The organism is Pseudomonas sp. AD21 (assembly GCF_002878485.1).
In the GTDB taxonomy this organism is placed as follows: Bacteria; Pseudomonadota; Gammaproteobacteria; order Pseudomonadales; family Pseudomonadaceae; genus Aquipseudomonas.
In genome coordinates this window covers 1-24,813 of the sequence record NZ_NQYG01000052.1, presented here as the reverse complement: position 1 = coordinate 24,813, position 24,813 = coordinate 1, and the positions used below count along the sequence as shown (strand labels likewise).

At 61.5% G+C, this 24,813-nt stretch carries 16 protein-coding genes; 2 read left to right on the top strand and 14 right to left on the bottom strand.

The annotated features are described in order from the left end of the window. Nucleotides 1-8: 8 nt before the first annotated feature. Genes PseAD21_RS23040 through PseAD21_RS23015 form a run of 6 tightly spaced genes read right to left on the bottom strand, consistent with a single transcriptional unit; the run spans nucleotide 9 to nucleotide 8,344 of the window. The gene (locus tag PseAD21_RS23040; RefSeq protein ID WP_102358054.1) at nucleotides 9-2,879 is read right to left on the bottom strand and encodes an aminotransferase class III-fold pyridoxal phosphate-dependent enzyme; all 2,871 of its coding nucleotides are present in this window, start codon (nucleotides 2,877-2,879) and stop codon (nucleotides 9-11) included. Between the two features lie 55 nt (nucleotides 2,880-2,934). Continuing rightward, nucleotides 2,935-4,143 (bottom strand): beta-ketoacyl synthase N-terminal-like domain-containing protein, encoded by a 1,209-nt coding sequence (locus tag PseAD21_RS23035; RefSeq protein ID WP_102358052.1) that lies wholly within the window; start codon nucleotides 4,141-4,143, stop codon nucleotides 2,935-2,937. Next, nucleotides 4,140-5,435 carry a beta-ketoacyl synthase gene (locus PseAD21_RS23030; protein ID WP_102358051.1) on the bottom strand — a complete coding sequence of 432 codons (1,296 nt, stop codon included), beginning with the start codon at nucleotides 5,433-5,435 and terminating at the stop codon, nucleotides 4,140-4,142. The genes PseAD21_RS23035 and PseAD21_RS23030 overlap by 4 nt, the downstream gene beginning before the upstream one ends. Then, nucleotides 5,432-6,490, bottom strand: a complete 1,059-nt coding sequence (locus PseAD21_RS23025; RefSeq protein ID WP_102358049.1) for a beta-ketoacyl synthase — start codon at nucleotides 6,488-6,490, stop codon at nucleotides 5,432-5,434. The genes PseAD21_RS23030 and PseAD21_RS23025 overlap by 4 nt, the downstream gene beginning before the upstream one ends. A gap of 1 nt (nucleotide 6,491) precedes the next feature. Continuing rightward, on the bottom strand, nucleotides 6,492-7,766 hold the full coding sequence (locus PseAD21_RS23020) for a beta-ketoacyl-[acyl-carrier-protein] synthase family protein (protein WP_102358048.1): 1,275 nt from the start codon (nucleotides 7,764-7,766) through the stop codon (nucleotides 6,492-6,494). Between the two features lie 8 nt (nucleotides 7,767-7,774). Next, nucleotides 7,775-8,344 (bottom strand): acyl carrier protein, encoded by a 570-nt coding sequence (locus PseAD21_RS23015; protein WP_102358046.1) that lies wholly within the window; start codon nucleotides 8,342-8,344, stop codon nucleotides 7,775-7,777. Between the two features lie 519 nt (nucleotides 8,345-8,863). Between PseAD21_RS23015 and PseAD21_RS23010 the strand changes: the two genes are divergently transcribed. Next, the gene (locus tag PseAD21_RS23010) at nucleotides 8,864-9,208 is read left to right on the top strand and encodes a cupin domain-containing protein (protein WP_102358045.1); all 345 of its coding nucleotides are present in this window, start codon (nucleotides 8,864-8,866) and stop codon (nucleotides 9,206-9,208) included. A gap of 250 nt (nucleotides 9,209-9,458) precedes the next feature. Here the strand turns inward: PseAD21_RS23010 and mmsB are convergent, their stop codons facing one another. Beyond that, on the bottom strand, nucleotides 9,459-10,346 hold the full coding sequence (mmsB, locus tag PseAD21_RS23005) for a 3-hydroxyisobutyrate dehydrogenase (RefSeq protein WP_102358043.1): 888 nt from the start codon (nucleotides 10,344-10,346) through the stop codon (nucleotides 9,459-9,461). Between the two features lie 9 nt (nucleotides 10,347-10,355). Continuing rightward, the gene (locus tag PseAD21_RS23000) at nucleotides 10,356-11,882 is read right to left on the bottom strand and encodes a CoA-acylating methylmalonate-semialdehyde dehydrogenase (RefSeq protein ID WP_102358042.1); all 1,527 of its coding nucleotides are present in this window, start codon (nucleotides 11,880-11,882) and stop codon (nucleotides 10,356-10,358) included. 149 nt (nucleotides 11,883-12,031) lie between these two features. Between PseAD21_RS23000 and PseAD21_RS22995 the strand changes: the two genes are divergently transcribed. After that, nucleotides 12,032-12,979: a LysR family transcriptional regulator gene (locus PseAD21_RS22995; protein ID WP_102358040.1), complete on the top strand. Its 948-nt coding sequence runs from the start codon at nucleotides 12,032-12,034 to the stop codon at nucleotides 12,977-12,979. On the opposite strand, the gene PseAD21_RS22990 is transcribed toward PseAD21_RS22995, so the two are convergent. The 6 genes from PseAD21_RS22990 to recC form a co-directional block, all read right to left on the bottom strand. Beyond that, the gene (locus tag PseAD21_RS22990) at nucleotides 12,976-13,431 is read right to left on the bottom strand and encodes an OmpA family protein (protein ID WP_178082154.1); all 456 of its coding nucleotides are present in this window, start codon (nucleotides 13,429-13,431) and stop codon (nucleotides 12,976-12,978) included. The genes PseAD21_RS22995 and PseAD21_RS22990 overlap by 4 nt on opposite strands. 44 nt (nucleotides 13,432-13,475) lie before the next feature. Then, the gene (locus PseAD21_RS22985) at nucleotides 13,476-14,744 is read right to left on the bottom strand and encodes a diguanylate cyclase domain-containing protein (protein WP_102358038.1); all 1,269 of its coding nucleotides are present in this window, start codon (nucleotides 14,742-14,744) and stop codon (nucleotides 13,476-13,478) included. Beyond that, nucleotides 14,741-15,316 (bottom strand): YfiR family protein, encoded by a 576-nt coding sequence (locus tag PseAD21_RS22980; protein ID WP_102358037.1) that lies wholly within the window; start codon nucleotides 15,314-15,316, stop codon nucleotides 14,741-14,743. The genes PseAD21_RS22985 and PseAD21_RS22980 overlap by 4 nt, the downstream gene beginning before the upstream one ends. 119 nt (nucleotides 15,317-15,435) lie before the next feature. Then, the gene (recD, locus tag PseAD21_RS22975) at nucleotides 15,436-17,535 is read right to left on the bottom strand and encodes an exodeoxyribonuclease V subunit alpha (protein WP_102358036.1); all 2,100 of its coding nucleotides are present in this window, start codon (nucleotides 17,533-17,535) and stop codon (nucleotides 15,436-15,438) included. Then, the gene (gene recB, locus PseAD21_RS22970) at nucleotides 17,532-21,221 is read right to left on the bottom strand and encodes an exodeoxyribonuclease V subunit beta (protein WP_102358035.1); all 3,690 of its coding nucleotides are present in this window, start codon (nucleotides 21,219-21,221) and stop codon (nucleotides 17,532-17,534) included. The genes recD and recB overlap by 4 nt, the downstream gene beginning before the upstream one ends. Further along, complete coding sequence (gene recC / locus PseAD21_RS22965) at nucleotides 21,218-24,670, bottom strand: exodeoxyribonuclease V subunit gamma (RefSeq protein WP_102358033.1); 3,453 nt, start codon at nucleotides 24,668-24,670, stop codon at nucleotides 21,218-21,220. The genes recB and recC overlap by 4 nt, the downstream gene beginning before the upstream one ends. Nucleotides 24,671-24,813 lie beyond the last annotated feature (143 nt).

The window sequence follows — 24,813 nt, the reverse complement described above, 5'->3', positions numbered from 1 at the left end:
ACCGTTCCTTACAGCGAGTTGTCGGTTTTGAACTGGGCGAGGCTGAAGCCATGGGTCGCGGCCAGCGCACGGATCTGCTGCACTTGCTCGCGGCTGATGTCGCCGTAGGAGTAGTGCTGTTTCATTCCGGACAAGCCCATCAACACCGACTCCGCCATGCAGGCATACAGTTGCCCTTGCTTGAGGTAGGCGCGCACGTTGTGGGCCAGGCCGTCGCCCATCGGCGTCTGGACAATCCCGCCGTGCATGTACAGCACGTCGGAACGCTGGCTCGCGAGGTTCTGGTCGACGTTCAGCGGTACCGCGATGTCGCAGATCACGCTGTTCTCGGCAAAGTGCTCGGCGCCGAGAAACGCCTGTGGTGCATTCGCCGCGCAGAGCACGATGCGCGCCTGTTTCAGGACACTCAGGTCATTGCTGACGGTGATGAAGGCGTTGGCCCCCAGTTGCTCGTCGACCAGTTGCGCCACGCGCTGACCGAGGTCGGCACTGTTGCCATGGGCTTGCAACAAGGCATCGATACCCCGCAGTTGCTGCAGGCGAGTGGCGAGGCGATCGTGCTCGACGACACCCTTGAGAATCGCGCGGGCGGCTTCGGCGTAAATCTGCTGCGCGGTTTTCTCCAGGCGCCGCAGCGAGCCGTCGCGACCACTGCCGATCAGGATCAGGTGTTCAACGCTGGTGGACAGCAGCGAGGCGTAGGTCGAGGCAATGTTGCCAGCGGCACCGACCACGGCGGCGGTCTGCTGGCCCAGCTCCAGGCCTTGCTGTTTACAGCCCTGCTCGATCGCTTCCAGGCCCATGCCGATGGTCAGCGCATTGCCCGAAGTCAGTGCCATGTCAGGAATTTTCAGGGCCTGGCAGTTGTTGGTGACGATCGAGGTGTACATGCCCAGCCCGGCCACGCTGTAGCCATCGGCGCGCGCGTCCTTGATGCGATTGCCGACTTCCTCGCGGATGGTGTCCAGATCGCCGTTGGCGATGTAGGCCGCCATCGCATCGGAATCCATGCACAGCGGGTACAGGGTGAACTCCACGGCAGTACCGAGTTTCGAGCGGATCTGCACCGGGCCGATCGGCGCAGCGCGGCGCTCCGGCGCCATGCGCTTGATGAACTCGCGCTTCTGCTCGGCGCTGAGGCTCGACAGCGAAGGGTCGACGTCGCTGAGCATGTCCGCATCAATCAGGTGGTTGATGAACGCCACGCGGGCTACCACGCGCACGTTCTCGTCAGGCTTTGGGAGGCTTTCGGTCTCCTTGAAGCTGACGTCGCGCGCCGGCACCTGGGCGATGCTGTCGGCACATACGCCGGCCGCCAGCGGGAACGCATCGCGACGACGCAGCATGTCGCAGACTTTTTGCAGCGAAGCGATCAGGCCATCGATTTCCTCGAAGGTGATGCACACCGGAGGCTCCAGACGAATCACATTGGCGTTGCTGCCCGACGGCGCAACGCGCAGCGACTCGAACTGCAACAGGTAGCCGGCAATGATGTAGCCCAGCGCATCGTTGTATTGCGCCGACGCCTGAACCAGCGAGTTGGTGCCGGTCAGATCGTGCAGTTCGAAACCCAGCAGCAGACCGCGCCCACGCACATCGGCGATCACGTCCGGATAAGCCGACTTGAGTTCCAGCAGCGACGCCTTGAGGTATTCGCCCTTCTTGTTCACGTCCTTGAGCATGGCGCTGTCGTTCTCGAACAGCCGACGCAGGGCGGCCAGCGCGATATGGCAGGAGGCATCGTCTTCAGCGAAGGTCGAGCTGTGGATGTAGCTGAAATCATTTTCGTAATGGCTGGCGCGAATCACCGTGGCAGCGATTTTCATCAAGCCGCCACCCAGCGCTTTGGACAGGCAGTAGTAGTCGCCCTGCAGGTTGAAATGGCTGGCGCCGAGCAAGGTGCCGGTGCGCCCGAAACCCGACTGCACTTCGTCGATGACCAGCGGGCATTGCTGCTCGTTGCACAGGCGACGCAGGCCCAGGTAGAACTCTTTGGCAAACTCGTTGATCCCGCCCTCGCCCTGGATCGGCTCCAGCAGCACCGCGGTAATTGCACTGAACGCTTCACGGCGCACGCGCAGGGTTTCACCGCTCCATTCCAGGCTCAGCCAGTGGTGCTGGTGGCGGGCCGGCAGGTCTTGAAGCTGTTGTGGTTGATGCGGGTCGATGAACTCGACATTCAGTCCGAACCGGGCAAATGGCTTGCGGTATTGCTTGCCGTAAGTCAGCTGCACGGTGTTCACCAGCTTGCCGTGGAAGCTGCCGCGTACGGCGAGAAATACCGGCTCGACGTGCAGCAGCGCCAGGTTGTGCTGACGCACCGCCTCGGCCACCTGGCGCACGGTCACGCAAGACAGGTTCGGCGGCAGCAGGCCGGCCGGCAGGTCGAGATCATCGATCTCCAGTTCGACATAAGCCTTGTCGCTGGCCACCAGATTGGCCAGTTCGAAATCGCGCTCGTCGAACTGCTTCTGCAGGTTTTTCTGGCGACGGTACTCGGCATGCTTGACGGCGATTTCCACCGACTCGGCGCCGCTGTTGGAGAACGTGGAAATGTAGCGTTCGGTGTTATTCAACTCACGGTTGAACGCTTCACTGAGCTCGCGCCCCAACTGCCCCGCTGCCCCCCGCACCGACATTTGCGCGTTGAACGGCACGTCTGCGCGCAACAGCCCACAGAGTTGATCGACGAACTGCGGATCGTTGTGACCGTACAGCGCGGCACCGTAGCCACCGAGAAAGTCGGTGACGGTCACTTCGTCACCCTGCTTGTCGCGGTAAAACAGTTTGCTGCCCAGCGCTCGATGGAACTGGCATTCCAGGCCCAGAGCCTGCATCAGTTCAACGAATTTCGGCCGAACGTAATCGCGATAATCCATGACAGTCATATCCCTTGAGTTAAAAAATCAGAAGCGATGTAGTGCCTTCAAACGGTCAGTCGGCCGCCTGGAAGTCAAGTTGGTAACAGGCGCTGAAGCCGTTGTCGTCGCGGTTGATCACCAGGCAGTCGTGCAGGACGGCATCTCGCGGTTCGCCCAGCACAAACGGCAGGTGCGCATCCACCGGCTGCGTTAGCCCGGCGATCGGCGCGATGCTTTGGGCCAGCAGCGTGTGTCGGGCCAGAATCAGGTCGACCAGGCTCGGCGCACCGCTGAGGATGCCGGTCAGCGCAGTGCTGCTGGTGATGTGCGCGGCACCGGTGCGGGCCAGCGTGCGGGCCAGATCGGCATCTTTGTGCGGATCGCCGGTGGCACTGCTGATCAGCAGATCCGCCTGTTGGTCCGGCAGACTCAGCGAGTCCAGGCGCGGATGCGCGAACAGCGCCGTCAGGCAGGTCTGCGGCCCTGGCGGCAGGTCAGCGGCACGGCGCAGCACCAGCGCTGCGGCGCCTTCGCCGGCAATTCCGCCCGTGCCCTGGCGATCGAATGCGCGCATCTGTTGTGAGCCATCGGAACTGATCACGCCCGCTTCAGCCAGGGCGGCCAACGCCAGCGGATCGAGTTCACTGCCGGCCCCGACCACGATCGCCACATCGATTCGCCCGCTCTGCAAGGCGCTGTGCGCCTGACGCAATGCCGCCAGATTACCGGCCACGCCTTGCATATAAGCGTTGCATTCACATTCCAGTTTCAACGCCAGGCTGACCACCCCGAGCAAACCGTTGCTCAGACTTTTAAGCACCAGAAACGGGTCGAGCGCACGTTCCTGCAGCACTCGCTGGGCGAGGCGACGCATGTCGGCGCCGCTATCGGTCTGGCACTCATGAAGCAGTTCGCCGTAAGACGCCACGGACGGATGGGTATACCCGCCCTGACAGCAATAGAGGCCATAACGCAAGCCGTCCCGACCCGGTTCAACACCGGCTTCGGCCAGCGCCTGACGCGCCGCACTCACGCCCCAGATCACCGCTGGCGGGCAGTAACGCTGCAGGTTTTGCGCAACGTCCTGACGGCTGCGTTGGTGCGTGGCGTCATCGATCTGTCCGAACGCAGCGATGCGCTCGCTGCGAAACAACGGCGATTGCACTGGCGCAATCGCGCTGCGACCTTCAAGGGCCGCCGACCAGAAACGCTCGACACCCCAACCGCTGGGCAACACACAACCGCTGCCAGCGATGGCAATACGCGCAGTGGCGTTAGTCATTGTCCGTGCTCCCGATATTTGCCAAGGGCCAGCGAGGTGTTCAGGCCACCAAAGCCAAAGGAATTGCTGAGGGCGTAATCCACACGACGGCTGACGGACTGGCCAGCGCAATAATCCAGATCGCAGCGCTCATCCGCCTCATGCAGGTTCACGGTCGGCGTGACCAGATCATTCAGGCAGGCCAGCGCCGTGACGATGCACTCCGGTGCCCCGGCAGCCGCGATCAGATGGCCGAATTGCGATTTGTTGGCACTGACCGCCAACGCCTGGTAATGCTTGTGCTGAGCGAATACCTGCTTGATGGCCAGGGTCTCCGCCACATCATTGAGCGGCGTCGACGTGCCGTGGGCATTGATCAGGTCGATCTGCTGCGGCTGCAGGCCGGCATCGTCCAGCGCCGCTTGCATCGCCAGCGCGGCGCCACGACCTTCGGGCTGCGGCGCGGTGACCTTGTAGGCATCCAGGCTGCTGCCGAAGCCGAGCACTTCGGCATACGGCGTGGCGCCGCGCGCCAGGGCATGTTCAAGGCTTTCCAGTACCACGAAACCACCGCCCTCGCCGGCGATCAGGCCGCTGCGGTCACGATCAAACGGGCGGCACAGATCGGCCCCCCAGCGTTGTTCGCCCGAGGCAGCGCCCAGCAGGTACAACGCAGCCATGGTGTCGAGGTTGAGCACCGAGTCGGCGCCACCGGCCACGGCAACGTTCACTTCGCCGCGACGAATCATCTGAAACGCGTTGCCGATCGCCTGGGAAGCGCCGGCGCAGGCACTGCTGATATTGATCACCGGCCCCTCACAACCGAGGTCGTCGGCAATCACTCGCGCCAGCCGGTCGTTGCCCTGGCACAGGGAACCTTCGGCATTGACGTGCGCAGCGCGCGCCATCAGATGCTGCCAGCCCGGTACAGCGCCGTCCGGTGCCTGCGTCAGGAGCATGTCGGCGAGCATGTGTTGCGGTGCCCCGGAGGCACACAGCACGGCGGCATCGCGCAATTGCTCGGGCGCCAGACCGCTGTCGGCGACGGCCTGGGTGGCGGCCACCCAGCCAAAGCGACTGCGTTTTTCCAGGGGCAGCGTCCAGGCTGGATGGTCTTGCAGGTGCCCGGGCAACAGCGCCATGTCCACGGGTGCCGCGTAGCGTACCGGGAACGCATTGTCCTGCAGGTCTTGCGGCTGCCACGGGCGCACGCAATGTTCAGCGCCGAGCATTTTTTCCCAGAGGGTCTGCCATTCGAAACCGAATCCGGTTACCGCGCCCATTCCGGTGATCACAATCCGTGTCGCACTCATGCGTACTTCTCCAGGGTTTCACTGGCCAACAGCAACGCGCCCCAGTGACCGGCGCGACCATGACTGACGAGCAGGGTGTAGCCGGGCACCGCGCCCGCGTCGCGACTGTGGTGCAAGCTCAGCGCGACCTCAGTCAGCAAGCCACTGGCCCCCAACTCGCCAGTCATCGCGCGGACACTGCGCAGGCTGTGCGGCGCCGCTTCAAGCAGGCGGGTCAGTTGTCGGTCGGCGGGATTGCCAACCACCTGCGCAAGGTCACCCAAGCGCAGTTTTTCCTGACTCAGCGCCTGGTCGATCACGCGTTGGCCGACGGCCAGCGAGCGTTGCGGATCCGCGCTGTAGCCCCGGGCAAACCCGGCGATGCGCAAGACCTGCGCAGCGCCCTGTGCCGCTGTCGAACTGAGTAACAGTGCTGCGGCGCCTTCGCCGTAGACCGGCTCGTCCGCCAGGGCGGGTTCGCGCAGGTACAGGGCCGGCGTCAGGTTCGGACTGCTGCTGACCACCAGCGCCGCGTCGGCGTGTTGTTCAGCGATCTGCTGACAGGCCTCGATCAGCGCATCAAGTCCGGCGTTGTCCTGAGAGCAGAAGCCGCCCATCGGCCCGTGGCAGTTCAACGCTTCGGCCACGTAAGCCATCACGCTGCTGTTGAGCAGCGTCAGCGCATGCAGTGGCGGCGTATTGGCTAACAGTTGCGCGAGCTGTTTGTGCGGCTGTTCAAGAATCGCTTGCACCGCATCCCAGCAAGGGCTCGGTGCGTCCACTTCCGGAATGGCTGCGGTCAGGGCGATGCGTGCGGCAGGCAGTTGCAGCGCCGCCAGCGCAGGCGCCAGGCGTGCGGCGCAGTGCAGCAGGCGCAAGCCCTGCGGCTCGACGCTGCGCTGAATCTTGCGATCAAACAGGTCGCTGGCCAGGCGCGGCGTGGGCAGCGCAAAGGCGTTGCGTTGCGGGTCGAATGCCAGCGGTGGCGGCGACGATGGCGAACCGAGCAGGTCGGTACATTCACTGCCCGCCGCATTCAGCACGGCAGCGGCATTGACGTAGATGGCTCTGTTCATGTCATGCCCTCCCCAGAACCAGCGAGCTGTTGACGCCGCCGAAACCGAAGGAGTTGGACATCACCACATTGACCGACTGCCGCAATGGCTCGCTGAGGAACTTCAGCGAAGGGTATTCAGCGCGCTCGGCGTCATAGTTCAAGGTCGGCAACAGCACGCCATCGCGCAAGGTCATCAGCGACAACACCGCTTCAATCGCGCCGCTGCCCGCCAGCGAATGGCCGATGGCCGACTTGTTGGCGGTGAAGGTCATGATGTCCTGGCATTCGCCAAACAGCCGTTGCAGGGCCAACGCCTCGCAACTGTCATTGGCCTGGGTGGAGGTGCCGTGGGTATTGACGTGTTGCACGGCACTGCGCAGCAGCCCGGCATCTTCGATTGCAGCGTCCATGCATTCCTCGTACTTGCTGCCATCCCGGCTGCTGGAGGTCATCTTCTGGGCTTCGCAGACATTGGCGTAGCCCAGGACGCGTCCCAATGGCCTGGCTTTGCGCCGCTGGGCATGCTCGGCAGACTCAAGAATCACCAAGGCCGCGCCCTCGCTCAATACAAAGCCACTGCGATCGGGCATGAACGGGCGACTCTGCTCGCCTGCCGGCAGATCGGCCTGGCACAACGCGCCAAGGCTGTTGAACATGTAATAAGGCAACTCGTTGGCCATCAGCTCCACCGCACCGCAAATCGCCAGATCCACCTCACCGCGCTCGATCGCCCGGTAAGCGCTACCGATGGCCATGGTGCCGGCGGCGCAGGCATCAGAGTGAGTCGAGATGCAGTCGCGGATACCGAGCCAGTCCGCCAGGTGCTGCGTCTGTTGGTCGACCCTGCGCGAGAAGGCCGTGCCCGACGGGGCCGGAAGGTCCAGCAGGCGATCCAGATCGACGCGCCCCTCTTCATCCATGCAACGACCGACGCGCTGTAGATCGTGACTGTCGGCACAGTATTTATTGGCCCCCAGAAACAGGCCGCTACGACTGTGGGCAAAGTCGGCCGGGGTCAGGCCGGCGTGTTGCAACGCCTGTCGCGCGACGTACTCGGCCAGCACGCTTTGCCGGGCATGCAGCGCCGCATTGCCGCCGAAACCGGCGGCGATCTGCTGCCACTGCGCCTCATCGATAAACCCGGCCGCACTGTTGCGAAACCCCAATGCCTGGAACCGGGGATGCTCGCGGACACAGGACTGCTTCCGGCAGATGCGTTCGAACAACGTGGCAGCGTCCAGCGCCATGGGCGCAACCAGGCCGAACCCGCTCACATAGACTTCTCGTGCCCGCATGAGAGCTCCTACACCGTCTCTTTGACGTGAGTGGCGACAAACTGCTCGACCAGTTGACGAGAAACTTCGTCGCCATCGGCCGGCGTCAGTCGTGCGCTGCACGCACCGCAGACCACTTGCTGGCGCTCGTTGAGCACGGCTTGATGAGCGTTGCAGTCAGGGCAGCTCGCGGGCAGATAATTGAACAGATTGCGGCACTGCTGCGCCCAGTTGAGAACCGTGGTGGCCGCGAACACCTGCGCCGGTTGCATGCCGGCCTTGAGCTGGTCGGGCGCATAGGCGCTCAGGCTTTGCTCGAGCAGGGTCTTGCCGTTTTCGGTAATCCGGCCGTTGGCGAGAAACTCGCTGGCGTCGCCACAAACGGCGATCGCATGGTCCAGAACGCTGGTCTTGGGCAGCGTGCAACCATATTGGCGCCCCAGTTGAAAGCTGAGGTCGACGATATCCAGCGAATCCGCCCCCAGGTCTTCGACGATGCTGCTGTGCTCATCGATTTCCTCAGCACCCATTACCAACAGCTGCGCCAGGATGGTACGGGTGCTGGTAATGACTTGTTCCAAGTCCAGTGGATTGTTCATTTCTATCTCCCTATATGTCGCGACTGATTCATTTCTTCCGTATACGAGAAGTAACTTTTCCCACAGCAACTTCTCACGCGGCGGCAATCTAAACTCTGCCCTTAAGGGGAGAGTCAACGAACTATTTAAAGTTTTCGATCATTTGAGACGAGCGTGCAAAAGCCCGGAAATACTGCACTCGACTGGTGCAGGCTAGCCGTCGGAAAGACATATTTACTTAACAAAGGCTGCGTATGGTGAAGCGCGACCGTCGTACCACCACAACTATCCAAAGCAACTTAGCTCGGGCCATCTCGGCGTATAAACCATCAAGTTAAAGCAAGTAATTTTGTTATAACGCCATAACCTTTTTTTCAGATCAGTACTGATCTTTAAATATGTTCCTTGGCGATACGTTAACCATTTGGTGCAATCGGTCGCTGCGTTTATGAGCAACTGAATGTCGAGTACAGACAACCGGCAAAGTACACGGCGCTATACGGTGCAGCTTCCGTTTCAAGACCCGCCTGGAGCTCAGCCATGACTGCACCTATCACCGTTCTGCGCGACACCCACCCGCTGCCGGTACTCGATGCCTGCAAATGGGAAAAACTCGAAGGCGACCCGCACACCGTCAACCTCAACGCCTACACCAGCGAAGACGGCAGCAAGATCATGGGCACCTGGATCTGCACGCCGGGCAAGTGGCGGGGCGATTACGTGAAGTGGGAGTACTGCCACTTCCAGGAAGGCTACTGCATCATCACCCCGGACGGCATGGCGCCGATTCACCTGCGCGCCGGCGACATCTTCGTGGTTGAACCGGGGATGAAAGGCACCTGGGAAGTGGTCGAGACCGTGCGCAAATATTTCGTCTTCGCCTGATGCAAAAAAAGCCGGGAAACCACCCGACGTGATTTCCCGGCAACACCTACTGCATTCTGACTGACGCCATGGTTGTGACGCCTGTGAAATTTTGTGGCGAGGGGATTTATCCCCGATCAGCTGCGCAGCAGTCGCAAGACCTGAGCACTCGGTTCAACTGACCCTCCGTAGAGGGCCGCTTCGCGCCCCAACGGGGCGGTGCGACGTTTCGCTAAATCCCCTCGCCACAAAGAATCGCACCCTGCGGCAGTTACTGCGGCTTGCGATAGCTGTTGATGATCGCCGAGAAGTCTTTCCCGCCGTCACCGCGCTGGCTCATCGCCTGATACAACTGTTGCGCCACCGCGCCGAGCACCACCGGTTGGTGCGCCTGACGTGCCGCTTCGGTTGCCAGGCCCAGATCCTTGAGCATCAGTTCGGCCCCGAAACCGCCGGTATAGCCACGCGAGGCTGGCGCCGTTTCGACGATGCCCGGCCACGGGTTGTACATTTCCGAACTCCAGCAACGCCCGGTCGAGCTGTTGATGATGCCGGCCAGCACCGAAGTGTCGATCCCTAATGCATCGCCCAGCGCCATGGCTTCGCTGACGCCGACCATCGAGATCGCCAGCAGCAGGTTGTTGCAGATCTTGGCGATCTGCCCGGTGCCGACTTCACCGCAATGCACGATGTTGCGACCCATCTGCGCCAGCACTGGCTGCAGAGTGGCGAACAGCGCTGGCGTCGCGCCGACCATGAAGGTCAGCGTGCCAGCCGTCGCACCACCGGTGCCGCCGGAGACCGGCGCATCAGCCATCGCCACGCCTTGCTTGGCCGCTGCGGCCGCAACATCACGGGCGGTCTGCGGATCGATAGTGCTGCAATCCACCGCCGGCACGCCTTTGCCGATGCCGGCCAACACACCGTCCTCACCGAGCCAGACGCTGCGCACATGCACCGCCGCCGGGAGCATGGTGATCACCAGTTCGGCGTCTTCAGCCGCTTCACGGGCCGAAGCGCGAATGGTCCCGCCCAGTTGCTCCAGCTCAGCCAGCACCGTCTTGTTCAGGTCGACCAAGTTCAACGAATGGCCGGCCTTGATCAGGTTGCGCGCCATCGGCGCGCCCATGTTGCCCAGACCGATAAATGCGATTTTCATGGCCATTCCTCAGCGCAGGTTGATGGTGGTGTTCACGCCGTCGTTGACGCTGTCGTCATCGAACCAGCGCGCCGTGACCGTTTTGGTCTGGGTGTAGAACTGCACCACTTGTTTGCCATACGGACCGAGGTCGCCAAGTTTCGAACCGCGCGAACCGGTGAAGCTGAAGAACGGCACCGGCACCGGAATCGGGATGTTGATACCGACCTGACCAACGTCGATTTCACTCTGGAATTTACGCGCCGCCGCACCGCTCTGGGTGAACAGGCCCGTGCCGTTGCCGAACGGGTTGGCGTTGACCAGTGCAATCGCCTGATCAAGGGTGTCGACTTCCAGCACCACCAGCACCGGGCCGAAGATTTCCTGGGTGTAGATCTGCATGGAGGGGGTCACGCCCGAGAACAGGGTCGGGCCGACGAAGTTGCCTTGCTCGTAGCCCGGCACCTTGATATCGCGACCATCGAGTTCAAGCCTGGCGCCTTCCTTGATGCCGCTTTCGATCAGATCGAGAATCCGCGCCTTGGCTTTTTTCGAGATCACCGGGCCAACATCAGTGCCCGCCTCGCTGCCGGCGTTGACCTTGAGTTTCTGCGCCAGCGCTTTCAGGTCCGGCAGCCATTGTTTCGCCGCACCGACCAGCACCACCACCGAAGTGGCCATGCAGCGCTGACCGGCCGCACCGAAACCGGCGCCGACCAAGGCATTCAGCGTTTGCTCACGATTGGCGTCCGGCAGCACCACGGCGTGGTTCTTCGCGCCCATCATCGATTGCACGCGTTTGCCGTGTTTGCCGGCCAGGTCGTAAACGTGGGTACCGACGGAGGTCGAACCAACGAACGACACCGCTTTGATGTCTTTGTGGGTGCACAGGCCATCAACCACGTCTTTACCGCCGTGCACCACGTTGAGCACGCCAGCCGGAACGCCGGCCTCGATCGCCAGCTCCACCAGCAGCATGGTAGACAGCGGATCCTGTTCCGAAGGCTTCAAGACGAAGGTGTTGCCGCAGGCAATGGCCATCGGGAACATCCACAGCGGAATCATCGCCGGGAAGTTGAACGGGGTGATGCCGGCGCACACGCCGATTGGCTGGCGCAGGGTGTAGGTATCGACGCCGCCCGCCACGTTTTCGGCGAACTCGCCCATTTGCAGGGTACCGATCGAACAGGCGTGCTCGACCACTTCCAGGCCACGAAAAATATCGCCCTCGGCGTCGGCAATGGTCTTGCCCTGCTCGGCGCTCAGCACCACGGCGATGCGTTTGGAGTGCTCGCGGATCAGCGCCTGCAGCTTGAGCATGATGCGCATGCGCGCGCCGATCGGGGTCAGTTTCCAGGTCTGAAAGGCGCGGTGTGCGGCACTGATGGCGGCATCGACTTCAGCGGCCGTGGCGAACGGCACCTTGGCCAGCACTTGCTGGGTCGCCGGGTTGACGATGTCGTGCCACTCGGTGGTCTGCGATTCGACCCACTCGCCGTCGATCAGCAGCTTGACCTTCTGGACCGTGGTTTCGTTGGGCGTAAGCGATGCGTTCATGCTGGTCTCCGAAACTTGTTTTTATCGTAGGAGCCAAGGCGAAAGGTTCGCCCTGAGATGAGGCGTGTGTCACGAATTGGTTGTCGGACTGTTTTTGGAGTATAGATGTGCAAACTTCTAATAAGAACGCACATATAAGCCCGTCCATCATGCAAAAAAACATCACCTCCCTGGGGTCGCTGAACTGGGACGACCTCAAGTTTTTCCTCGAAGTCGCCCGCACCCGCAAGGCCAGCACCGCGGCCAAACGGCTCGCCGTCGACTACACCACGGTGTCGCGGCGTATCAGTTCGCTGGAAGCGGCATTGGGTACGCTGCTGTTCGAAAAATCGCGCACCAGCGGTTTTGTGCTGACCACCGAAGGTCAGCGTTTGCTGGGTTATGCCGAGTCGATTGAAAGCACGCTGCATATGGCCTGCGAGCAGGTCTCGGGATCGGGCGTGGCCCTCTCCGGGCATGTGCGCATGGGTTGCACCGAGGGCTTCGGCAGCTTTTTCATCACCCCGCAGCTGAGCCATTTCGTCGACGCCTACCCGGCGATCTCGGTGGACATCCTGCCGCTGCCGCATTTCATCAGCCTGTCCAAGCGTGAAGCCGATATCGTCATTGCCCTGGAGCGTCCGGAGCATGGGCCGTATGTGTGCTGCAAACTCTGCGACTACCGTTTGCAGCTCTACGCCACCCAGGACTACCTCGACAAACACCCACCGATCCGCCGTCCGGCAGACTTGGGCAAGCATCAATTCATCAGTTATGTGGATGACCTGGCGTTCAGCTCGGAGCTGCTGTACCTGGCGAACGTGCTGCCCGGCGCCAACGCCCATCTGCGCAGCACCAGCGTGATCGCGCAGTTCGTTGCGGCGCAGCAGGGGCGTTCATTGGCAATACTGCCGTGCTTCCTCGCCGCGCAGGATCCGCGCCTGCTGCCGGTGCTGCCGGAGGAAATCGACATCACCCGGCAGTTCTGGATGTACTGCCGGGAGGATCTGCGCAAGTTGAAACGGATCACCCTTTTGTGGGATTACATCCGTGGGGTGACCGAGCGCAATCAGGGTCTGCTGATGGGGCAGACGCGGGAGATGCGGTTTGCCGATTAATCGGCGCTGACCACAATCGACACCCGGCGGTTTTCGGTGCGTCCTCCTGGCGTGTTGTTGGGCGCTACTGGTTCGCTGCTGCCCAGGCCCTGCAACTGGATGTTTTCTTCTTTCATGCCAACGGTGGTCAGCACCTTGGCCACACTCCTGGCACGGCGCAGTGATAGTTGCTGGTTGTAGGTTTCCTTGCCCGACGCATCGGTGTGACCGTCGACGCGTACTCGTTCGATGCCAACACCGACCAGCGCCTTGCCGATTCGCTCGACGATGTCGGTGCTCTCGCGGTTCAGGCTTTCGATATCGCTGCCAAACAGCACTTTGCCGGACAGGCCAAACTCCCAGCCCTCGTCGGTCGGCTCGAAGCCCTGTTGTTTGAGTACGGCGATCTGCGCCGGAGTCAGGCCTTCTGGCGGCGCAGTCTGGCAACCGGTCAGCGCCAGTACGGCGATCATCAGCAACGCGGAAAACAATCGAGCGGGAAATGTGAACACGGGAATCAGCTCCTGGTTTGAAGATTGACAACCGGGTTCTCCGACCCGGCAGTGAATTGAGCGCCACGCGACAGGCGCTTGGCCTGATACATCGCGGCGTCGGCGGCATTGAGCAAGGCACCTGGCGTGGCGCCATGATCGGGGAAAACCGCAATGCCGATACTGAGCGAAGTCACCACACTGGTGTCGCCCGGCAGCGCGATGGGCATGTCCATGCTGGCGAGAATCTTGTCGGCAATACGCTCGGCGTCCTCGATCTTGTGCAGCGGCGCGAGCAGCACGGCGAACTCATCGCCGCCGAGACGCGCCACCAGATCCTCTTCACGCAGTTGCGCGCGGACCCGATTGGCGACCGCCACCAGCACGGCATCGCCAGCGGCGTGACCGAAGTTGTCATTGATGCCTTTGAAACGGTCGCTGTCGAGAAACAACACCGCCACCCGCTCATTGAGCTTGCCGGCATTGCGCAGGGCCCGAATCAACCGCCCCTCGAAAAACGCACGGTTCGGCAAGCCGGTGAGGCTGTCGTGGCTGGCCTGATGGGCGAGGGTTTCGTTTTCGCTTTGCAGGTGGGTTTGCCAGGATTCTAGTTCGTCGAGCAGGGCATTGAAGTCGTTGCCCAGGTTATCGAGCTCGGCGATCTGCGCCGGCGGTACGCGTCGATCCAGCGCGCGCTCGCTGCGGGCAGCGTGGGCCACCGCCGCGAGGCTGCGAAGCGGGCCGGTAATGCCGCGCAACTGTCGCCGCGCCAGATACAGCGCGACCCAGGCACTGATGGCGGTGCAGAGCACGATCCCTGCCAGACCGCTGAGCAAGAAGCGCATCAGGCTGCCGCCGTGACCGACCAGCAGAATGTGACCGATTTCGCGATCCTGATGCACGATCGGCAGGCTGACCGGTTTTTCCAGGACGGTACGAGTGATCTGCATTTCCAGCTCGGAGAACAGACCGTTCTCGGGCCGCTGCCAACGCGCCAGCAACTGACCCTGAGCGTCGAGAACCTGAGCGTCCGCCACTTCTTCGGTGGACGCGATCAAGGCCAGTGCTTCAGTCGCCGCGCCCTTGTCGTTGAACACTACCGCCGCTTCCACGGTGTAGCTGATCGAGCGCGCAATGAGCTGCAGGTTGTGGTCGGCGTACACCCGCAACGCGAGAACGCCCAGCAGGGTCAGCGACGCGCTGGCCATCGCCACGGCCACCAGCGCGACAATCAAATGTCCACGGCCAATGACCGATCCCAGCGTCGGGCGGCTTCTGGAACCGAACAGTTTCATGGCACCGCCGGTTTGCGGCGCGACAACTGCAGTACGCTCGGGTGGATGCGTACACCGCTGCGGGCGACGGAGTCGAGATTGACCTCGAAGGAAACCTGCTCATCGCCGACCCGCAGGCAGAAAAGGCTACCGACCGTGCACTGATCCCCCCCTTCGCTGATGCTCAGCACCGGATGGCCGATCAATGACGCGAAGAGCCGACTGCGTTCATCGACAGTGAGTTTGCCGATGTACACCGCATCGCATTCACTGACGATCGCCGGGTTATCAGCCAGCAGCCGACGTACGGCGACCGGCCGACCAGTAGCTTGTGTGGTGCCTTTGACCAGATCGTCGGTGTATTCAGTGGGACCGACGATGCACAGGCGCAACTGCGCAGGTTCAACCGGCCAGCGCGCGTAGCTGAGGATGCCAAGCACGACCTGCGTCACTGCCTGGGCACGTTGCTCGGCCATGCCCGCTGGCGTTTGTGGCTGCGCGATGGCAGCGCCCGCCAGCAAACAGAGCAGACCGACAAGCAATGCGTGCGTGCAGCGAACCACGCGCTCTGTCGCCCAGACAGCCACCTTCATGCAGGGATTCTCTTGGATCGTACCGAAATGATGCCGCAACGATAGCACAGCGGAGTAACACCAGCGAGACAGCGCCATCTGACCGATCGGTCAGTAATCGGCGCAAAACGCCTGTGCTTTCACCCCTGAGCCTGGCTGTCCTCCTCCAGTTCCAACATCAGTCCGCTCAGGCGCTTGACCTTGCGCTGCACCGCCTCTTCAAACACCCCGGCCCGGGGCTCAATCAAGGTGAACCAGTGCTTGGCCCGGGTAATACCGGTGTAGATCAATTCCTTGGTCAATACCGGATTCAAAGCATCTGGCAGGATCAGTGCGGTGTGGGCAAACTCCGAGCCCTGGGATTTGTGCACCGTCATTGCATACACCGTTTCAACGTCGTTGAGCCGGCTTGGCAGCACGAAACGCACACCGCCCTGACCATCGTTACGCGGAAAGGCAACGCGCAACACCGGTTTACCGACGTCCGGGCCTTCGCGCTCGGGCAACTTGAGGGCGATGCCAATATCGCCATTCATCAGGCCCAGACCGTAGTCGTTGCGGGTCATCAACACCGGCCGCCCTTCGTACCATTGCTGGTCATGCTCGATCAGGCGCGCCTTGAGCAGAGCTTCGGTGATCCGCAGATTCAGACCTTCAACGCCCCAAGGTCCCTTGCGCACGGCGCACAACAACTGGAAAGTGTCGAACGCCTGCAACACATCCCGCGCCCAGTTGACCCAGTCCGGATGCTCCAGCGGTCTGCCCGTGGGCGGGCGTTGGTTGCGCATCACGTTCAAATAGTGGCGATAACCTTGGGGACCTTCGCCATGGCCGTCGAGCAGCAGCCGCTCGAGCTGATGATCGTGTTCACCCTTGAGCGGCAGCGAAAATACATCGTCGTAGTGACCGGCCGCCAGCAACTGGCGCGCCTCATCCGGCAACTGCTGATTGACCCGACTCGCAAGCTGACCAATGCCGCTGACTTCACCGAAGCGCCGGGAATGACGCAGCATCACCAGCTGCTGGGCCAGCGGATGGGAGCCGCCACTGTCTTCGCGCAAACCACTGTCCTGCAAGGACTCACCGCTGACCGACTCCAGCCACTGCCGGGTCTGCGGGTTGTACCAGCCGGCTTCGGCATCACGGCACAGATCACCCAGCACCGCCCCGGCCTCCACCGAGGCGAGCTGATCCTTGTCGCCGAGCAGCACCAGACGCGCATGCGGCGGCAACGCGTCGAGCAGGTTGGCCATCATCTCCAGGTCGATCATCGAGGCTTCATCGACCACCAGCACATCCAGCGGCAAGCGGTTGCCGGCATGGTGACGGAAGTGTCGGGTCCCGGGACGACTGCCCAGCAGGCGATGCACAGTGGTCACATCGCAGGGGATTTTCTCGCGCACGGCTTCGGCAACCTTTAGCGACTGTACTTGCTGGCTGATGGACTCGGTCAATCGCGCCGCAGCCTTGCCGGTCGGTGCCGCCAGGCGAATGCGCAACGGCTGGCCGGCCTCCACCGCCGGTGCCTGGAGCAGCGCGAGCAGGCGCACCACCGTGGTGGTTTTGCCGGTCCCCGGGCCCCCCGTGATGATGCTGAAGGCCCCACGAGTGGCAAGAGCACAGGCGAGTTTCTGCCAGTCGATCACTGCACCTGGCTTGGCGGGGCCGAACAACTCATCGAGGCGTTGGCGCAGGTCATCTGGCGGCGCTTCACCCTGAGCCAGACGTGTGCGTAACGCCGCATCGATACGCCGCTCATACGCCCAGTAGCGCCGCAGGTACAGACGCTTGCCGGACAGCACCAACGGTCGCTGTTGCGCCGCGTCGCTGCTGTCCGCTGCCAGCGCAACCAGAGAACTGCTCGCCAACGCCTTGCACCAATGGGCACCATCCAGCGCTTCAAGCAACTGCGACGGCAGCAGCAAGACGCCGCCCTGCACATCCCCTTCGGGTGGCAGAGACAGCGCGAAATCCGGTGCCTTGAGGGTTTCGAACAGATCCAGGCAGACATGCCCGTGGCCCAGTTGATGACTGGTCAGTGCGGCTGCGAGCAACACCAGTGGATCGGATTCTGGCGCAAGCTCGTGCAGAAAGCTGACGAAAGCCTTGTCCAGCGAACGAAGCCAGCCTCGCTCAACCCAACGGTCGAGTAACAGCAGTAGATCGGCGGCATTCGTCAGCGGCGACAGGCTCGAGGGGGTGTCGATACCCGATGACAGATCGGCGAAGGTACGGTTCATAGCAGGACTCCCTGTTCCCATGCGGGTTCGGCCTTGGGCGCGGGTTTGCCCTGGAACAGGCGATCCAGTCGCTCGATCAGCTCACGTGGTGGACGCGCGAAATACACGCCGCGACTGTCTGCCCGGGTCCCCCGCAGGAATACATACAAGGCACCGCCGACATGCCGATCGTAATCGTAGTCAGGCAGCCGCGCCTTCAGTTGCCGATGCAACGCCAACAGGTACAGCACGTATTGCAGGTCGTAACGATTGTCGAGGATCGAGCGCTCCATGGCTTGCTCGGTATAGGCCGCATCATCGACGCCTAGCCAGTTGGACTTGTAGTCGGCCACGTAGTAGCGCCCCTCGTGTTCGAAGGTCAGGTCGATGAAGCCTTTGAACATGCCGTTGAGTTGCACGGGCTCGGCGGCCACCCGTGCCACACCGTTGTGGGTGTACTGGCGCACCCATTCATCGAGTTTAAGAACATCGACTTTGTGACTGGCGAACCAGAACTCCATTTCGACGCGGTATTGTTTCAGTTGCTCGAGAACCACCGGAGGCTGTCCACCACCTGTTGGCAACGGGGACTTGAGCAAGTGGTGCAGCCAGTCACTCAGGGTAGTGATCCAACCCTCCCAGCCGCGCAGGTTGCAGCGCCGGCCAATTGCATCCTTGAGCGTCTCAAAGGGAACGGCGAAACCTTCGTCTCCGGCCCACTCCAGCAGACCATGGAGAAAGGTGCCCGGGTTGGGACCACGGGGGAATCGATGGATATCAGCACCGCCGGCGACGATCTCTCGCGGCGCATCCGGGTCGAGACGCTCATCATCAAACAGCTTTTGCGCTTGCGGGCTGTCCGGCGCTTCATCGCTGCCGACACTCAACACGTCACTGATGCGCAAGGCACTGTAGGAGGCAATCCACCAGTTCTCGCTGGCCTTGCGCTTGGGCACCAACGTGGCACTGAGGATCGCTTCGTTGCGCTCTGGGCGATAAGTCGCGTCGGTAGCTTGCGGCATTTCCCCCATGTGTATGGCAGAGCAATTCTGTTGCAGATCTTGCAGCCAACGGCTCAGGCCGGTTGATTCACCCAGTGTTTCACCGCCCCCCAGCAGATAACCAAGCGCCGAAAGGTGGAGCACCGAACTGTTGTTATTGCCGCGTTTGAGGTCCGTGACACCCAGCCAGCAGGCATGTTGCGCGCGAGTCAGGGCGACGTACAGCAGGCGCAAATCCTCGGCCAGACGCTCATCGTCCGCCAGGGCGATCAATTCGGCGGTCGGTTTCAATGTCACCTGTGCCTTACCTGCGGCATCGTGGTAATGCAAAGGCAAGCGGCTGCCATCCACCGGTTTTGCCGAGCAAATGAAGGGCAGGAACACCAACGGATACTCAAGGCCTTTTGACTTGTGGATGGTCACCACCTTGACCAGTTGTTCGTCACTCTCAAGACGCAATATCTGCTCTTCACCGGCCTGACCGGACAACGCCAGCAACTCCGCCAGATGGCGAATCAGCGCCTGCTCGCCATCAAGTTCCGCTGCGGCCTGCTGCATCAATTCCGACAAATGCAAAAGATTAGTCAGGACCCGCTCGCCATCACTGCGGGCGATCAAGGTCTGCGGCAAATGAAAGTCGTGCAGCAGGCGCCGTAACATCGGCAGCACACCTTGCTTGCGCCACAGTTCGCGATAACCTCGGAACTGCATGACCCGGGCTTCCCAGACCAATTCGTCCTGATTCAATCGCTCCAGCTCAGCCAGCGGCAGATTCAGGGTGATGCAGGCCAGTGCGGCCTTCAGCGAACGCTCGACATCCGGCTCGGCACAGGCCTTGAGCCAGGACAGCAGATCATGCGCTTCCTGGGCAGCGAAGACTGAGTCCTTGTCCGACAGATAAACGCTGCGCACCCCACGGGCGGCGAGCTCTGCGCGTACCGCTTGAGCCTCTTTGCCGTCGCGTACCAAAATCGCGATATCCGAAGGCCGCAAGCCTTTGCAGGCTTCTGCTTCCTGGACGAATCCCGCCGCGCCGGTTTGCCCGCCATTGAGCAATGCAGTGATTTCGCTGGCACAGGCCGCCGCCATTTGCTGGCGATAGACCGCGCCTGACAACGGCTGGTCCGTCGACAGGTGCCAGACGTTGAGTGCCGCGACATCCTGGCCGGCGATCTGCAGCCGCTCTTTGCGCCCCTGCGACTCGACAGGCTGGAAGGGCACCGGGTTTTCACCGTTCTTTTCCCGAAACAAAAACGCACCGCGTCCCTGCTCGCGGGACTCGGCGCGTTCGAATACATGGTTGACCGCGTTCACCATGCCATGGCTGGAGCGGAAGTTGGTGCCCAGCGTATGCAGGCGGCCGATGGTGGCCTGGCGCGCACGCAGGTAGGTGTAGATATCGGCGCCACGGAACGCGTAAATCGCCTGTTTGGGGTCGCCGATCAGGAAAAGGCCAGTGTCCGGGCTGTTGTCTTCGATGCGATAGATGCTCTCGAAGATCCGGTATTGCACCGGGTCGGTGTCCTGAAACTCATCGATCAACGCCACTGGAAATTGCTCACGGATCACCGCCGCCAGACGCTCGCCGCTATCGGATTGCAACGCCGCATCGAGGCGCAACAGCATATCGTCGAACCCCATTTCCGCACGACGACGCTTCTCTTCTTCAAAACGCCCGCCCACCCATCTCGCCGCGTGCTGCAGCACAGTGGCATCGGGAGTCGGCAGTGCGTCGAGGCTCGATTTGAGCCCCGACATCGCGTCCAGCCCCGGATGGCTCGGTGCCTGGCCCTTCCAGGCTTCTGCCATCCCGTCAGGGGTCAGTCGGGTGAAACCGGTGCCGATGTCCAGTTGCTCCATGGCCTCGTCTTCGGCCCAGGCCTTGAGCTTCTCGAACCAGGGCTCGAAGTAGCGCGCCTGCATCTTGCGCCCGTCGACGGCTTTGCTCGCAACGCCTTCATGACAGATCACCAGCAGCTCGTCTGCCCACTGACGCCAAGGCGTTTTCAGTTCGAGCAACGCGGCACGCCGTTCCTGCAGGCACTCGTCGATCAACTCTGCGGGCGCTTTGCCCTCATCGTTGTCGCGCTCACTGCCAAACAAACTGCGCACCCGTGGCAACAACGCGGCCGGCCCGCCCCAGTTGCCACGCACCCAGTTCAGCGCATCGCCCTGCATCGGGTAACAGAACAGTCGCCAGTAATCGCGCAACACTTCGCCGAGCAGATCGCTGTGATCGGTTTCCAGGGACTGGGTAAACAGGCTGCCACTGTCGAACGCGTGTTCGCGCAGCATGCGCTGGCACCAACTGTGAATGGTCGAGACGGCCGCTTCATCCATCCACTGCGCGGCGATGTCCAGACGATTGGCGCAGCCTGGCCATTGTGAAGGGTCAAACTGCTCACGCAGTTCGGCGATCAAGCCATCCGGCGCAGGGGTTTCTTCACGGAAAAACCGCGCGGCCTCGGCCAGCCGCGTACGGATTCGCTCGCGCAATTCTTTGGTGGCTGCATCAGTGAAGGTCACCACGAGAATCTGTGGGGGCAGCAGCTCGCGGCCAAAGCCGTTCGACTCACCGCCGTGCCCAAGGATCAGACGCAGATACAAAGCAGAGATGGTAAAGGTCTTGCCGGTACCGGCACTGGCTTCGATGAGCTGACTGCCGTGCAGCGGGAATGCCAGGGCCAGAGGTGTCTTGCTGCTCATGCGCGTGCCCCCTCGCTAGTCAATGAGCGCCATGGCGCTTCATACAGAGGGCGATACAACGCGTCGCACCAACCGGAGAAGGTTTCGTCGGCAATCAATGCATCAAAGTCGGCAAATTGGCGGGACAGCGCAGGGCTCTCACGGCGCTCACCTTCGCTGGTCTGGCCGTCGCCTTCATAGGCTTTGCGGGCCGCAGCCTCGGCCTTGAGTGGGTCAGTCTGCGCAAGCCAGGCGAAAGCGGTCTTTACCGCAATCGGCAGTGGCTGACGCATACCGGCCTGCCAGGCGAGCAGCAGATCACCAAGGAAACGCACGGCTCTGTCTCGCTCCATCGGCTCCAGCAGCAGCGTATCGTCGCTCGCCACCAACGCGGTGGTCAGCGTGAGCCCGCTGGCGCAAGCCACCAGGTGATTGACCCACGGCTTGGTCAACCGATGCCATTTTCGACTTTTGATCGAGCCGATGCTGTTGGGAATGGTCGTGACCGACAACACACCACCGTCCTCACGCTGATGCAAACCGGAGAGCCAACCTTCAACACGTACACCCTGCAATTCAAGATTGACCGGGATCGCACTGGTCAATGGCGTTGGCCACAACGCCAGTAATTGTTGGTAGCGTTGCAGCAAGTCGGGCAACGGCTCGATCAACTCTCGTTGCAGGCATTCACCGAAACCGGCCATAGGCAGCAAGCCACTGTTTTGCAAACGCCGGGCCTGATCTTCAAGCGCCCGATCGATATTGTCCGGTTGCCTGAGAGCAGCTTCGAGCAGACTGTCGCTCAGCGTGTAGCGCTGCAATGCGTCCAGCACGAAAGGTTCTTCGTCAGCCAAGGGGGCCTCGGCGGCCTCGAAATACACTTTGAGTCGTTGCGTGAAAAAGTGCCGGACCGGATTACGCAGGAAGTCCTGCAGCAAGGCCAGGCTCAATGGCTCCTCCTGAACATGCGGCGCCAGTAGCTCCGCCTCGAGTTGCGGCTCATGAGCCTGATGCAAAACCTGCCATTCACGGGCATAGCTGAATAGCTGATCACCCTCATGAAAATAGCGCGAACTGAACGGTTGCAGTGGATGCTCCTCAGTCATGGCGCTCAACAGATCCTGCTGCTCTTCGAGCAGCCGCCAGCCGCTGGCGAGGTGGTCGCGCAACTGGCCGATCAGTACCGACGAAGGCCGCTCACTGTTATCGCGAATGCTGCGTCCGACCCAGCTGATGTAGAGCTGATCGCGTGCAGACAGCAGCGCCTCAAGCAACAGATAGCGATCATCCTCACGCCGCGAGCGGTCTCCAGGCCGGTAATCGCTGCCCATGAGGTCGAAGTCGAGTGGTGGTTGCGCCCGGGGGTAATCGCCATCGTTCATCCCCAACAAACAGACCAGCTTGAACGGGATCGCCCGCATGGGCATCAGCGTGCAAAAGTTTACCGCGCCGGCGAGAAAACGCTGGGACAGGCGCCCCTGATCCAGTCCCGCGAGCCAGGCTTCACGAACCACCGTCAACGGCAATTCATCTACCAACCCTACGGAATCGCAGGTCTGCAGCCAGGTTTCACGCAGTTCTTCAAGTTGCGTCAGCAGATAATCGTCATGCTCGTTACTGGCCTTGAAAAACAGCTGCATCAGGACTTGCAGACGCCCCCCCCACACCTTGGGTTGAGCGGTCTGAGTGAGCTCGTGATGGGCCAACTCCAATGCGTCGAGCAAGGCAACCAAAGGCCCGATCAACGCAGCATCCAGACCACCGATTTCATCGTAAGGCTCGATACCCGCGCAGGCGTTGGAGCTGCCGACGGCGTATCCCAGCAACATTCGCCGCAGACCGAAATGCCAGCTGTTTTGCTCCAGCTCATCCGGCAGCCCCAGACCGGCACGTTGTTCGGCGTTCATTCCCCAGCGCACTCCCGCCCCTTCGATCCAGCGATGCAGCGTTGGCAGATCACGCTCTTGCACGCCAAAACGGGCGCGCAATGCGGGAACGTCGAGCAGGTCGAGGATCTCACTGACCGGGAAACGACTGTCCGGCAGTTTGAGCAGGTGCTCCACTGCAATCAGCAAAGGGTCCCGGCCGCGCTGACCTTGGTCGGCCAGGGTGAATGGGATGAAACGTGGGTCATTCCGATCGAGTTGACCAAATACCGCCCGGATGTGCGGCGCATAGCTGTCGATGTCCGGCACCATCACGATCACATCGCGTGGACGCAGATCCGGGTTGGCACTGAAGCGTGCTAGTAACTGATCGTGAAGAATCTCCACTTCGCGCTGAGCACTGTGGGCAATGTGAAAGCGGATGGAATCGTCGTGTTCGAGATCAACGGCAGGCCAGAATTCACGCGTTTCGTTGAGTGGCCTCAACTCGAGGATATCGTCCTGGAGCTGATTGAGCAGATTCTGTGGCTGACTTTCGCTGAACAGGTCGATGCGCCCATCGCGAAAAGCAGCGCGATAGCTGTTGGGGTCGTCATAACTGTCGAGCAGATTGATGTAGTCGCGGCCTTGCTTGCCCCACGCGGCGAGCAGCGGGTGGGCGTGTTGATGCAACGCATCGGGATCGAGTACAACCGGCATTCCGGTCTTGCGACTCTGGCGCTTGTATTGATGCCGCAGCAGATCCTTGTCGGCAACGATATCAGCCCAATGATGCCGACAAGGGTTGTGCACACATAGCAGCACCTGACTGAAACGTGCGAGTCCGGCCAGCGCCTCAAGCACTTGGGCCGGCAACGAAGATATGCCGAACACGATCACCCGCGAGGGGAGCCCCGCCGGTGCATGCTCAAGGGAATTTATACGCTCGATAAATCGCTGGTGAACACCGGCCCGGCTCTGCGCCATGCCTTGCTCACCGACATCTTCCAACAGCGCACGCCATAGTTCAGCCTGCCAGCAACTGACAGGGGACAGTGGCTTCACCTCGCCTCTGACATTGCGTAGCTGGTGCCGACCTTCGGCCCAATCCTCAAGCCAGTCGGCTCGATACACTTGATACTGATCGAAGAGGTCTGCCAGGCGCTCGGACAACTGGTAGCGCTTGCGCAAATCAGTGTCATGGGTGAGGAAGCGTTGTAGCGGCTCGAAATGCGGACGATCAATAACCTGCGGTAACAGGCGCATCAGTCGCCAGGTCAACGGGGCTTTGTCGAGCAGGGATGTGGCTGGAATTTCTTCTCGGCCCAACACCATACGGTAGAGCTGCCACATGAAACTGCCGGGCAGTTGCACATCGATGGCAGCGGCTATTCCGCAACCACCAAGGTCGTCCTCTTCAGGGTCTGAAGCCAAGGCCAGCTTGAGCCACTGGGCGATACCGTTGCTCTGCACCAGAGCGATTTCATTCTCCAAGGGCGCCAATGGATAGCGCCGCATGATGCTGACCACCAGGCTGCGCAGTTCGTCCAGGCTATTGCTCTGGACCACCATGAATGCAGCGTTGAGGGACGAGGCGTCCGGCATAAAAGCTTCCTTGGAAAAGTACAAAAGCCAGGGCAGAACCTTAGCACTGTCGGCTGACTGTGACAGCCGGAAGGGGCACCTGCATGTCGTAGGAACTTTCCTGCGGGCAAAACAAAACCCCAATTGCTTTCGCAATTGGGGTT

Coding starts and splice junctions, on each gene's coding strand:
- PseAD21_RS23040 (WP_102358054.1), bottom strand. CDS start 2,879: ATGGATTATCGCGATTACGTTCGGCCGAAATTCGTTGAACTGATGCAG.
- PseAD21_RS23035 (WP_102358052.1), bottom strand. CDS start 4,143: ATGACTAACGCCACTGCGCGTATTGCCATCGCTGGCAGCGGTTGTGTG.
- PseAD21_RS23030 (WP_102358051.1), bottom strand. CDS start 5,435: ATGAGTGCGACACGGATTGTGATCACCGGAATGGGCGCGGTAACCGGA.
- PseAD21_RS23025 (WP_102358049.1), bottom strand. CDS start 6,490: ATGAACAGAGCCATCTACGTCAATGCCGCTGCCGTGCTGAATGCGGCG.
- PseAD21_RS23020 (WP_102358048.1), bottom strand. CDS start 7,766: ATGCGGGCACGAGAAGTCTATGTGAGCGGGTTCGGCCTGGTTGCGCCC.
- PseAD21_RS23015 (WP_102358046.1), bottom strand. CDS start 8,344: ATGAACAATCCACTGGACTTGGAACAAGTCATTACCAGCACCCGTACC.
- PseAD21_RS23010 (WP_102358045.1), top strand. CDS start 8,864: ATGACTGCACCTATCACCGTTCTGCGCGACACCCACCCGCTGCCGGTA.
- mmsB (WP_102358043.1), bottom strand. CDS start 10,346: ATGAAAATCGCATTTATCGGTCTGGGCAACATGGGCGCGCCGATGGCG.
- PseAD21_RS23000 (WP_102358042.1), bottom strand. CDS start 11,882: ATGAACGCATCGCTTACGCCCAACGAAACCACGGTCCAGAAGGTCAAG.
- PseAD21_RS22995 (WP_102358040.1), top strand. CDS start 12,032: ATGCAAAAAAACATCACCTCCCTGGGGTCGCTGAACTGGGACGACCTC.
- PseAD21_RS22990 (WP_178082154.1), bottom strand. CDS start 13,431: ATGATCGCCGTACTGGCGCTGACCGGTTGCCAGACTGCGCCGCCAGAA.
- PseAD21_RS22985 (WP_102358038.1), bottom strand. CDS start 14,744: ATGAAACTGTTCGGTTCCAGAAGCCGCCCGACGCTGGGATCGGTCATT.
- PseAD21_RS22980 (WP_102358037.1), bottom strand. CDS start 15,316: ATGAAGGTGGCTGTCTGGGCGACAGAGCGCGTGGTTCGCTGCACGCAC.
- recD (WP_102358036.1), bottom strand. CDS start 17,535: ATGAACCGTACCTTCGCCGATCTGTCATCGGGTATCGACACCCCCTCG.
- recB (WP_102358035.1), bottom strand. CDS start 21,221: ATGAGCAGCAAGACACCTCTGGCCCTGGCATTCCCGCTGCACGGCAGT.
- recC (WP_102358033.1), bottom strand. CDS start 24,670: ATGCCGGACGCCTCGTCCCTCAACGCTGCATTCATGGTGGTCCAGAGC.